General features: G+C 38.4%; 10 protein-coding genes. 6 read left to right on the forward strand and 4 right to left on the reverse strand.

What is annotated here, in order from left to right; translation table 11 throughout:
• Positions 1-51 precede the first annotated feature (51 nt).
• Positions 52-2,889, forward strand: a complete 2,838-nt coding sequence (polA, locus tag FEE95_RS02400) for a DNA polymerase I (RefSeq protein ID WP_138656231.1) — start codon at positions 52-54, stop codon at positions 2,887-2,889.
• Between the two features lie 6 nt (positions 2,890-2,895).
• Here the strand turns inward: polA and FEE95_RS02405 are convergent, their stop codons facing one another.
• A complete protein-coding gene (locus tag FEE95_RS02405) occupies positions 2,896-3,399 on the reverse strand; it encodes a hypothetical protein (RefSeq protein ID WP_138656232.1) in 504 nt (167 codons plus the stop codon).
• Between the two features lie 316 nt (positions 3,400-3,715).
• Here FEE95_RS02405 and FEE95_RS02410 point away from each other — a divergent pair, with 316 nt between their 5' ends.
• Positions 3,716-4,063, forward strand: coding sequence for a T9SS type A sorting domain-containing protein (locus FEE95_RS02410; protein ID WP_138656233.1), 348 nt, complete (start codon positions 3,716-3,718; stop codon positions 4,061-4,063).
• 6 nt (positions 4,064-4,069) lie between these two features.
• Here FEE95_RS02410 and FEE95_RS02415 read toward each other — a convergent pair whose 3' ends face one another.
• The 3 genes from FEE95_RS02415 to FEE95_RS02425 all read right to left on the reverse strand — a co-directional run bounded on the left by FEE95_RS02415 (position 4,070) and on the right by FEE95_RS02425 (position 8,331).
• Complete coding sequence (locus FEE95_RS02415) at positions 4,070-6,499, reverse strand: TonB-dependent receptor (RefSeq protein WP_238474487.1); 2,430 nt, start codon at positions 6,497-6,499, stop codon at positions 4,070-4,072.
• Between the two features lie 2 nt (positions 6,500-6,501).
• Positions 6,502-7,659: a DUF4249 domain-containing protein gene (locus tag FEE95_RS02420; protein ID WP_138656235.1), complete on the reverse strand. Its 1,158-nt coding sequence runs from the start codon at positions 7,657-7,659 to the stop codon at positions 6,502-6,504.
• 174 nt (positions 7,660-7,833) lie between these two features.
• A complete protein-coding gene (locus tag FEE95_RS02425; RefSeq protein WP_138656236.1) occupies positions 7,834-8,331 on the reverse strand; it encodes a lipocalin family protein in 498 nt (165 codons plus the stop codon).
• 267 nt (positions 8,332-8,598) lie between these two features.
• Between FEE95_RS02425 and rplM the strand changes: the two genes are divergently transcribed.
• The 4 genes from rplM (at position 8,599) to tsf (ending at position 11,812) form a co-directional block, all read left to right on the forward strand.
• Complete coding sequence (gene rplM, locus FEE95_RS02430) at positions 8,599-9,054, forward strand: 50S ribosomal protein L13 (protein ID WP_138656237.1); 456 nt, start codon at positions 8,599-8,601, stop codon at positions 9,052-9,054.
• Complete coding sequence (rpsI, locus tag FEE95_RS02435; protein ID WP_138656238.1) at positions 9,054-9,440, forward strand: 30S ribosomal protein S9; 387 nt, start codon at positions 9,054-9,056, stop codon at positions 9,438-9,440. The genes rplM and rpsI overlap by 1 nt, the downstream gene beginning before the upstream one ends.
• A gap of 217 nt (positions 9,441-9,657) precedes the next feature.
• Positions 9,658-10,809, forward strand: a complete 1,152-nt coding sequence (gene rpsB, locus FEE95_RS02440) for a 30S ribosomal protein S2 (RefSeq protein ID WP_138656239.1) — start codon at positions 9,658-9,660, stop codon at positions 10,807-10,809.
• Between the two features lie 37 nt (positions 10,810-10,846).
• Entirely contained in the window at positions 10,847-11,812 is a 966-nt protein-coding gene (gene tsf, locus FEE95_RS02445; protein ID WP_138656240.1) for a translation elongation factor Ts, read from the forward strand.
• Positions 11,813-11,814: the final 2 nt, after the last annotated feature.

Consider the following 11,814-nt stretch of genomic DNA (forward strand, 5'->3'; position numbering starts at 1 on the left):
AAGGAAGAAGATAATATTTGTAGTTTTGAAATCCTTCAAAAAAAAGCTAAAATGGCAGAACAAAAACGACTTTTTTTACTTGACGCATACGCATTGATTTTTAGAGGATATTATGCACTCATAAAAAACCCAAGAATCAATTCAAAAGGCATGGATACCTCAGCCATAATGGGCTTTATGAATTCGCTTTTTGATGTAATCAAACGTGAAAAACCAGACCATCTTGCCGTTTGTTTTGACAAAGGTGGAAGTGCTGAGCGAACTGAACTTTTCCCTGAATACAAAGCGAATCGAAGTGAAACTCCCGATGCTATTCGAATTGCGGTTCCTTATATACAGGATATTCTTAACGCGATGCATATTCCCGTTGTCGTCAAAGAAGGTTGGGAAGCTGATGATATAATAGGAACACTGGCCAAACAAGCTGAAAAAGAAGATTACAAGGTTTTTATGGTAACGCCTGACAAAGATTTTGGTCAGCTGGTTTCTGAGAACATATTTATGTACCGCCCTGCTCGAATGGGTAACGGTATCGAAATTTGGGGTATTCCTGAAATTCAAAAACGATTTGGAGTCGAACGACCTGAGCAGGTAATTGACTACTTGGGAATGATGGGTGACGCCAGTGATAATATTCCCGGATTACCTGGAGTAGGTGATAAGACTGCCAAAAAATTCTTAGAAGAATTTGGTTCTATGGAAGGCCTTCTTGCCAATACTGACAAGCTTAAAGGCAAGATGAAAGAGAAGGTCGAAGCAAACGGGGAGCTTGGCTTACTTTCGAAAAAATTAGCTACCATTAGCCTTGATGTTGACGTAACTTTTGATGCCAAGGATTATGAAATGTGCGAGCCTGATAATGAAAAAGTGCAGACCATTTTTGAGGAACTCGAGTTCAGAAGACTAAAAGACCAGTTTATCAAAATATTTTCTGGAGAAATTGAAGAACCGAAAAAGGATACTGAAGGCGCACCAATTCCTAAGGGACAACCAAAAGAAGCCGGCGGCGGACAATTCTCATTGTTCGGAGGTGACCCATCGGAAGCAGCCGGAACTTTAAAAGACCATAATAGCAGAAAAACCATTGCTGATACGGCGCATGTTTACCAAAGTATCGCTCCAGGAATGGCGATGAAGTTGTTCGTTCAGAATTTGATGAAACAAACTTCCGTTTGTTTTGACACGGAAACTACCGGACTCAATCCGCTAACTGCAGAATTGGTTGGGATTGCTTTTTCCTGGGAATCTACAAAAGGCTTTTACATTCCCTTTCCTGAAGATAAAAACGAAGCTCAAGTGCTTATTGAAGAGCTGCGACCTTTCTTTGAATCGGAAGATATAGAGAAGATTGGTCAGAATTTAAAATATGATATTAAGGTACTTCGTAAGTACAATGTCACGGTAAAAGGAAAGTTCTTTGACACCATGTTAGCGCACTATCTTATCAATCCTGATATGCGCCATAATATGGATGTGCTTTCAGAAACGTATTTAAATTATACTCCGGTTTCAATTACCGATTTGATTGGTAAAAAAGGAAAGAACCAACTCTCGATGCGCGATGTTCCTTTGGAAAAACAAACCGAATACGCAGTTGAGGACGCCGACATTACCTTGCAATTGGCCGAACATTTCAAACCTGAATTAAAGGAAGCAAACACAGAGGACTTGTTCAATGATATTGAGATTCCTCTTTTGCATGTTCTAGCCGACATGGAATTGGAGGGCATTAATCTGGATAAAGAATTTCTTAATTCACTTTCGGATGATTTGAATACGGATATCACGAACCTGACAGCAAAAATATACGAGGCTGCTGGAGAGGAATTCAATATTGGTTCTCCAAAGCAACTCGGGGAAATCCTGTTTGACAAAATGAAACTGGTCGACAAACCTAAAAAGACCAAAACAGGACAGTATTCAACAGCAGAAGATGTTCTTTCCTATTTAGCTAAAGATCATGAAATTATTCAAAATGTTTTGGATTACAGAGGTCTGTCAAAACTGAAAAGCACCTATGTTGATGCCCTTCCTTTGCAAGTAGAGGAAAGTACAGGTCGAGTACATACAGACTATATGCAAACCGTGGCCGCAACCGGAAGATTAAGTAGTAATAATCCGAATTTGCAGAACATTCCCATTCGGACAGAGCGGGGACGACAAGTGCGAAAAGCTTTTGTTCCAAGGGATGAAAACTATACCCTACTGGCCGCCGATTACTCCCAAATAGAATTGCGAATTATTGCCGCATTGAGTGAGGAAACCACAATGATAGAAGCCTTCAAAAACGGAGAAGATATTCATGCTTCAACCGCCGCAAGGGTTTTCAATGTTCCACTAGAGGAAGTAACGCGTGAACAAAGAAGTAATGCCAAAACCGTAAACTTCGGTATCATCTATGGTGTTTCTGCCTTTGGATTGAGCAATCAAACAGACCTTTCTCGATCAGAAGCGAAAGAACTTATCGAGACCTATTACAAGACCTATCCTAAGCTTCGAAATTATATGGGCGAGCAAGTTGATTTCGCTAGAGATAATGGTTATGTTCAAACCGTTTTGGGAAGACGCAGATATTTAAAAAACATTAATGGAAGTAATGCCATCGTTCGCGGAGCTGCAGAACGAAACGCGGTGAACGCACCTATTCAAGGTAGCGCTGCTGATATCATCAAATTAGCTATGATTAACATTCATAAAAAGCTGGCTGAAGAAAATTACCAGTCCAAAATGCTGCTTCAGGTGCATGATGAATTGGTTTTCGATGTCTACAACCCCGAAATGGACAAATTAAAAGCTATGGTAAAGGCTGAGATGGAGAATGCCTACACGCTGTCTGTTCCTTTGGACGTAGAATTGGGGGTAGGAACGAATTGGCTGGAGGCGCATTAAGTCATACTAATTATGAACATCAGTCTCTCGCATAAATATCAATTTTCCTTGCAAAAGCACTCCATTAACAGATAAATCGGAAACTCGAACCGTAAAGTTTTCACCTTCAAGAGCGGCGGCAAAGCTATAACTTTGTCCATCAATATAATCTACCGTTAAGTTTGAACCATCAAAATCAAATGTGCCATTAATTAAATCGCTCTTAGATGCACATTCCACTTCCACGCCATTATCTCCCATAGATATATCCAAATATTTCATGGCATCTTTATATATCACTGCACCATTAGATTTAAAAGTGTACTCCAATGGGTCACATGGCCTAGCTATTAACTCTGCAATAGCTAATTTTGCCAACTGTGATTCATTCTCGGGACTATTTGCATCTGGTTGAAAATCTAAAATATGCCAATGACCGATGATAGAATCAATTGCGGCTTGATTGTCTTCCTTTTTACATGAAATGCCAAATACTAAAACAAGGGCAAGGAGAATACGGGGAAACTTCATAAGAATTTGTTTTCCCGCAATATAGCTTTGGAGGTCTTTTCCCTTAAAAAAAATCGGCATTGCGCGATAATCTCGGTTAAACGGTTACAATTTTGTCATGACTATGTCACGTGTACTTGAACAAATATGATTTCACGAGAAAGTCTAGGAACTCATTTATTAGAAAAATCAGCTTTTAAAATTATTTGAGGATTAATTCGCTCGAATATATCTTTGAATCCTATCTGCTGAAATACTATTCTTCTAACATTTTTTTGTGATTTGTTATGCACTAAGCTACTCCTAAGTCCGTTAAGAGAGTACCAAACCATATGTTATGAAAACCTGGTTAGTACCATTGATTTTTACTTTGTTCACTTTTTGGACCACTGCTCAAAGTATTGAAGAAGACAAAACGACTTCTCAAACGGAAGTAATTTCAAAGCAAAAAATAAAAGTTTTCCCTAACCCAGCGACGAATGTGGTCAATATACTTGGACTAAAAAATAGCAGTCGAGCCGATATTGTCATTTCAGATATCTCAGGAAATATTGTTTTAAAGCATCAGTGGGCTATCCGTAAGAATGCTGTTAGTATTCCTATCCCCAATTTGAGAGCTGGTATATATGTTGCTCGAATCGAGTCAGAGGAGCAACAGGTGCAGGCGAAGTTTTACAAGAATTAGTCCCTTCTAGTCAAAGACAAAGTTATAAGTAACTGCAAAGAGCGGACTATTCAATATAGAAAGTTCATAGGTTCCAAGAGGGCTTCCCAGAAACACTTCAGAATCAACAGCACCTTGGCGCTGCGAATAATATAGGTTAAAAGGATTTCTTCTGCTGTATACGTTGTAAATCGTAAAGGTCCAATCTCCCTTCCATTTTCTATTAGGATTCCTTCCGTACTTTACCTTCCAAGAAAAATCCAGTCGATGATAGGGTCGCAATCTTGCATTGTTTCGTTCAATAAAAATAGGAACGTTAATGTCTTCTATCGCAAAAACACTATTCGCAACAGTGTATGGTCTTCCGCTTTGTGCAGTGAAATTGAAGCTCCATGTATTCCATTTATCTCCCTCAAAATTAATAGTACCATTAAAGACATGTGGTCGATCAAAATCAGAAGGATATTGTTTGTTATTATTGACCCGATCTGCCAATCTCTGATTTTGTGATTGTAACAAACTTCTCGAGTAGGTATAATTGAACCATCCGTTAAGCTTTCCACGTGGTTTTTTAAAGCTCAATTCCACGCCGTAGGCCTGACCTTTAGCTTGAACTACATCTCGTTCGAGAAATTCTTCAAGGAAGAAATCTGCACCTGGTTTGTAGGTAAGATTATTTTCAGATTCCCTGTAATAACCTTCAAGACCAATCTCAATCTCGTCATTATTTAAATTTTGATAAACCCCAAAACCATAGGTATTACTGCTTTGAGGTTTAATATTCGGATCAGAGGTTTTCCATCGCGAAGTTGGAAGGGGCGTTGTTGTATTGTATATATTCTGTAAATACTGATTGGTTCTCGCGTAACTAGCCTTTAAAGAGGTATTCTCTCCCAGCTTGAGATTAGCTCCTAACCTTGGCTCCAAACTGTTATAGGTCTTTACAGCATCTCCTTTTTCAAATTCAGTGGAACTTAAAATAGTACCGGAAACATCATCAAAAACAGCTTCTGTATATGGTCCGACAAAGACAAAATGATTGAATCGCAAACCTCCTGAAACAGAAATATTCTCTGTTGGTTTCCAATTCAGATTTGCATATGTTCCAATCTCATAACTGGTCTCGGTTTCAAGCGTAACTGGAACTATACTATTTCCACTTCCAGGATCTAATGCCCCAGGGCTTATCTTATATTGATTCGCTTGTACCCCACCGTAATAGTCAAATTTATCACTTATTATCTTTGAATATTCAGATATGAAACTCAAGTAATTGATTGCAGCATTATATTCTATCTCGTTGTCATTGGCCTGTTCCGGAAAAATTGTTTTGGGAGTATAATTGCTGTACACAAAAATATTTCTCCAATTTGATTCATCACCAAAAGTATGGGTCCAATTCAAAGTACCATTCAAAGTCTGTAAATCATATTGATTGTTCTCTGCATTTATATTTCCAACTTGGCTAATAAGGTCAAGCTGATAAAAATCTTTGCTGTAAAACCCTGTTAAAGATACCTGATCGTTTTCTGTGGGCAGATATAATAACTTAAAGGTGCCATCGTAAAAATTCGCTTTAGTATTTTTAAGTCTTTCTGAAAAAAATGGAATCAAAAATCCTGTGAGACCTGCACGCCCACCGATATTGAGCATCAACTTATCTTTGATTAATGGAGTCTCAAGATTTAACCTACTAGAAACTAGACCTATTCCTCCAGAGAATTTCGTTTTCTCCACATAGGGATTCTTCACTTTTACATCCAACACCGAAGTTATCCTTCCACCATATCGAGATGGAATATTTGCCCTGTATAAGTCCACGGTTGAAATCATATCAGGGGTAAAAACGGAAAATAATCCGAATAAATGTGTCGGATTAAAAACCGGAGCATAGTCGTACAATAATAGGTTTTGATCAAGAGAACCTCCTCTAACTGAAAGTCCGTTACTGACTTCACCTGAATTGTTAACCCCCGCTACCAATGTCATCCCCCTTAAAACATCAAATTCACCGACGGCCGCCGGCAATTTCTTCAATGTTCTAGCGCTGATTTGCAAAGCACCCATTTGAGGAGTTTCAACATTGTCAAGCCTTCTTTTAGCTCTCACCACAACTTCAGACAATTGTTCTTGTTCTTCGGTTAAATTTATTTTCAGGATTGTATTTTTTGTTAGTTCAAGTGTTCGTGTTTCGTCTTTGAATCCGATAAAAGAAACAGTAATGTTGTAGGTATCACTTGGAAGTTCGATAGAAAATCTACCCGCGCTATTTGTAACACCTCCACAATTACATGGGGTGATTGAAATTTGTGCGTCGTCTAGGGGAAGTCCTGATTCTTTAGCAACTACTTCAAATGAGATTGCATATTCTTGTGCCTGGGCAAAAAAAGGAGCAAATGCCACTAGAGCAAAAAGCAAGAAAAAAGATGGCTTGTTCATCATATTTTTACTTTTCATGCTCATTGTGATTCCCACTTTTCTGGCCGTACGGCTGTCCGCTCCCTATTTTCCGAACAAGGTGCAATAACTGTTGCAGGTGGAGGATAAGGAGATGCAATTTGAGGTTCGAGGATTATAGGATCTCTGAATTCCAGAGGAGATTCTTCTATAAATGTTCTATTGATAAATGCCGAGGCAGTTGATGTTGCAGCGGCGGTAAAACGACCAAAGACAAAATCTTCGTCATCATCTGGGTTTGATAAGTTACCAATCAATGCCGCAGGAGGTGGAGCGTTTAAACCACTGGAATTATCTACAATATCTTGCAACACTTTATAATATTGATATGCGGCCGGTGTAATAGAAAATTGCTGCACCTCAATAACGATATTTTCTTTATTAAATAACAAAAGATCCCCAACAGGAAATTGTGTTACGGATTTTCCATTAGAAAAACGATCGTCAAAAATAGTTATACTTTCTGGGAAACGAATACGCCAGCAATCTACATCACAAGCATAATCGAAATAGCGACTTCTAAATCGAGCAATTTCGACTGGAGTACATTCGCCATTCCTCCATATCGCTTCCACACATTGTTCACAATAATCTAAATTCTCAAAACTCTTGTAGGTCCAGTAGTAATAATTCTCAGTGTCCGCCGGATCACTAAAATCAATTGAAACCTGATGGCCCGGAACAAATTTGCCTCCTAATATCTCACGAAAAGCCAATTCTGGGTCATAACGCACTTCAATATTGTCAATGGGTACAACATCCAAAACAGACTCAGGCAATGACTCTATCCTTTTTCCATCTGGGAGTTGAATGTTCAATTTCCATTCTTCACCTGGCCGAACAAAAAAATCATCTGGAGGCAAATACGAATTTCTAGTTTCTACAAGATTTACAACTTCTCCAGTGCCAACGTTTTCAAAATTTACAGAAGCGCCTTCCACAAAATTTACCACATATACCCCGAATTCTAATGTCGACCTATTTATTGTTACAAATGAAGCCTTGGTAACGGTGGAAGCAATACTCTCTACAAAAACCAACCCCTCTTTGAACTCAAATTCAGGCTCTACTGGATCTATGCATGATGAGAGCATACAGGAAGCAAAAAAAACAACGATGAACTTCTGGTAGCGGAAGCCCATTTTTTCGATTACTTGCATCTAGTCCAAATTATTTGCTACTAAGATAAGTGGAATACAGGTATGATATGGAAAAAACAAAAAAACAAACAATTATGCTAGTGTGAGACAAATTTCATGCACTATTTCATGTGCAAAAACAAAAAAGCCCTTCCGAAAAATCCGAAAGGGCTTTTTAATTTTTATAAAGAGCTGTTAGAACTTTTCAAAAATTATTTCTCCAGCAGCATCAAAATTGGGAATATCTAGATCTGTAGCGTCGGCCGACATGGTATCTCCATCTATACTAACCTTCACCATAACCGTTACTCCGTCAGTATCAACGGTGGTCAAGGTTGTTCCATCATAAGTATACGTACTTGATTCTGTATCTTTTTGAGTTGGACATGGCACTTCCAAACCGGTTGGTGTAGCATTAATTTGAAGGTAGTTAACTCCACTTTCACCTATGAGAGTCATATCAGAATTAAAAGTGAAAGTTATAATATAACACTGTTCAGCGGTAAGATTTGCCAATATTTCCGCTCCCAAGTTGACATTAGAACTATTGGGGTCAGCGGCCTTGAACTCGGTTGCCCTCCAAGAGCCAACAATGGCGTTTTCAGGAGTTACTTCATCAGTTTTATTTTCATCTTTTGAACAGGAAAATAGTAAAACCGATACTACAAATAGGGCTATTAGGTTACATTTCATTTTATTAAATTTTAAGGACATATTTACGCAGAAAACGTAGAAATAAGGGTTATATTTCAACTTAGCTCATTTTTAACTAAGGTCTTATTTAATCAAAACCATAGTCAAACCTTCATTTCAAAAAAAAGATGATTGAAAATGGATAAAAATTAAACGCCAAAAAATCAAGAAAATAATTGAAAACAAGCATTTGGAATTCAACTTAATAGTTGTACATTTGCACCCCGTTTATAGGGATTGAAGTATTTAATCGTAAATAAAGTAGTAGTGGATACATTAAGTTACAAAACTGTTTCAGCGAACCGAAAGACTGTTGACAAGCAATGGTTGTTGGTAGACGCTGAAGGTCAGGCACTAGGTCGTCTTGCTTCGAAAGTAGCAAAGTTACTAAGAGGAAAGCACAAGCCTAACTATACACCACATGTTGATTGTGGCGACAATATTGTCATCATCAATGCTGAGAAAGTAACCCTTTCTGGCAACAAATGGGATGATAAAACATATTCTCGTTACACGGGTTACCCAGGTGGACAACGTCATACCTCAGCTAAAGAAATGTTGGAAAAAACTCCAGGCCGTATAGTTGAAAAAGCGGTTAAAGGAATGCTTCCGAAAAATAGATTAGGTGCAGATCTTTTTAGAAACTTAAAAGTGTATGTTGGTCCTGATCATGATCAAGAAGCTCAAAAACCAACTGCAATCAACCTTAACGATTTCAAATAATGGATAGGATTCATAAAATAGGAAGAAGAAAAACAGCCGTTGCCCGTGTATACGTTTCTGACGGAAAAGGAAAAATCACGATTAACAATAAAGATTTGAATGATTATTTTCCAACGGCTACTTTACAGTATAAAGTGAATCAACCATTTTCTTTGACTGATACAGTAGGAAACTACGATGTAAAGGTCAATGTTTACGGTGGTGGTATCACTGGTCAAGCAGAAGCAATTCGTTTGGCATTGTCCAGAGCAATGTGTGAAATCGATGCGGAAAATAGACTGACTCTTAAGCCAGAAGGTTTATTGACAAGAGACCCACGTATGGTAGAACGTAAGAAATTCGGTCAGAAGAAAGCCCGTAAGAAATTCCAGTTCTCTAAACGTTAATACAGAATTTCAGGTGTCTCTTCAGAGACACCTTTATTTATATTCATTAACAAGTTCATTGAAAGTTTCCTGATTTTCAGGAAGCAATTAAAAATCCTTATCTCTCTAAAGAGCGAAGGTAAATTAGTTTAGCATCTAAATGGTAGAGGCTTCATGACTCATATCATGATACCACTCTAGCATTGCTAATTCAAAAGAACGTAAACTAAATTTAAAAATGGCGAAAGTCGAAGTAAAACAATTATTAGAAGCAGGTGTGCATTTCGGACACCTTACCAGAAAGTGGAATCCTAACATGGCGCCCTACATCTACATGGAGCGTAACGGAATTCACGTTATCAATCTTTACAAAACAGTAGCAAAACTAGATGAGGCTAATGAAGCCCTTAGTAAGATTGCTGCCTCAGGAAGAAAAATTCTTTTTGTAGCTACCAAAAAACAGGCGAAAGATATCGTTGCTGAGAAAGTAGCAAAAGTTAACATGCCTTACATCACAGAAAGATGGCCAGGCGGAATGTTAACTAACTTTGTAACTATCCGTAAAGCTGTTAAGAAAATGGCGATGATTGATAGAATGAAGAAGGACGGTACTTTCCTTACTCTTTCTAAAAAGGAAAGATTGCAAGTTGACCGTTTACGTGCGAAACTTGAAAAGAACTTAGGTTCTATTTCCGATATGACTCGCTTGCCAGGTGCACTATTTGTTGTTGATACCATGCGTGAGCACATTGCTGTTAAGGAAGCCCAAAAACTGAACATTCCAATTTTTGCAATGGTCGATACCAACTCTGACCCTAGAGATGTTGATTACTTGATTCCATCCAACGATGATGCTTCAAAATCAATTGACATAATTATGACCCAAGTTACTGATGCTATTGCCGAAGGTTTAGCAGAGCGTAAATCAGAAAAACAAGGAGAAAAAGAAGGTAAAGAAGAAGCTCCAAAGGCAGAGGCGAAAAAAGAGGCTAAAGCTGAGCCCGTAGCAGAAGAAGCTCCTGCGGTTGAAGAAACTGTTGCAGCCGTAAAGAAGGAAGCACCTAAAAAAGAAGCTAAAGAGGAAGAGACAAAGAAAGAAGCTGCTCCTAAAAAAGCAGCCAAAACAAAAGCCACTAAGGGTGATGACTTGACTAAAATTGAAGGAGTAGGTCCAAAAGCAGCGGAGGCCTTAACAAACGCAGGACTTGACACTTTTGCAAAAGTTTCAAAAGCCAAAGCGGATAAGATGAAAGATATCTTAACTGAAGCTAGTTCAAGATTAGCCCATTTAGATACTGGATCATGGGCGAAACAAGCTAAAATGGCCGCTGATGAAAAGTGGGATGAATTGAAAGCTTGGCAGGATAGTGTTAAAGGAGGAGTTGAGTAAGCAACTTTATTAAAGAAATTAAAAATAAGATTACGTTATGGCAAAAATTACCGCCGCAGAAGTAAATAAATTAAGAAAAGCTACAGGTGCTGGAATGATGGACTGCAAGAATGCTCTTGTAGAGGCCGAGGGAGATTTTGACAAAGCAATTGAAGTACTTCGTAAAAAAGGTCAAAAAGTAGCTGCGAAAAGAGCCGACAGAGATTCTTCGGAAGGTGCTGCAATTGCAAAAGTGAATGCAGACCAAACTGCTGGTGTTGCAATAGTTTTAGGTTGTGAAACAGATTTCGTGGGAAAAAATGAAAAATTTGTTGCTCTAGCCAATGAGCTTGCAGAAGTGGCACTTAACTACAATTCAAAAGAAGACTTTGTAGCTGCTGATTTCGGAGGAATGACCGTTGCTGATAAATTGATTGAGCAAACTGGAGTAATTGGTGAGAAACTAGACATTACTGCTTTCGAAAAATTGGAAGCACCCTATGTTGCAAGCTACGTACACATCAATAAAATTGCTGCTTTAGTTGGCTTATCTTCAAAAGTAGATACGGCTGAAGTTTTAGGTAAAGACCTTTCTATGCAGGTTGCTTCTATGGGAGCGACGACCTTGTCTTACAAAGATTTCGATCCTGCATTTGTTGCAGCTGAAACCGAAGCCAGAATCGCAGTTATTGAAAAAGATAATGAAGAACTAGGTCGTTTAGGAAAAACACTTAAGAACGTTCCTCAGTACATTTCTATGGCGCAATTGACTGATGAAGTAATGGCCAAAGCGGAAGAAGATGCGAAAACGCAATTGAAAGCCGAAGGCAAGCCAGAACAAATCTGGGATAAAATCCTTCCAGGGAAAATGGAGAGATTCATTTCTGATAACACAACTTTGGACCAAGAGCAATGTTTATTGGACCAAAATTTCATTAAAGATGAGAAAATCAGTGTTGCAAAATACGTTGCCTCTCACGGAGATGTATCCGTTACAGGTTTCAAACGTGCAACAGTAGGATAATA

This window comes from Maribacter algarum (ex Zhang et al. 2020) (assembly GCF_005885635.1).
Taxonomy (GTDB): Bacteria; Bacteroidota; Bacteroidia; order Flavobacteriales; family Flavobacteriaceae; genus Maribacter_C; species Maribacter_C algarum.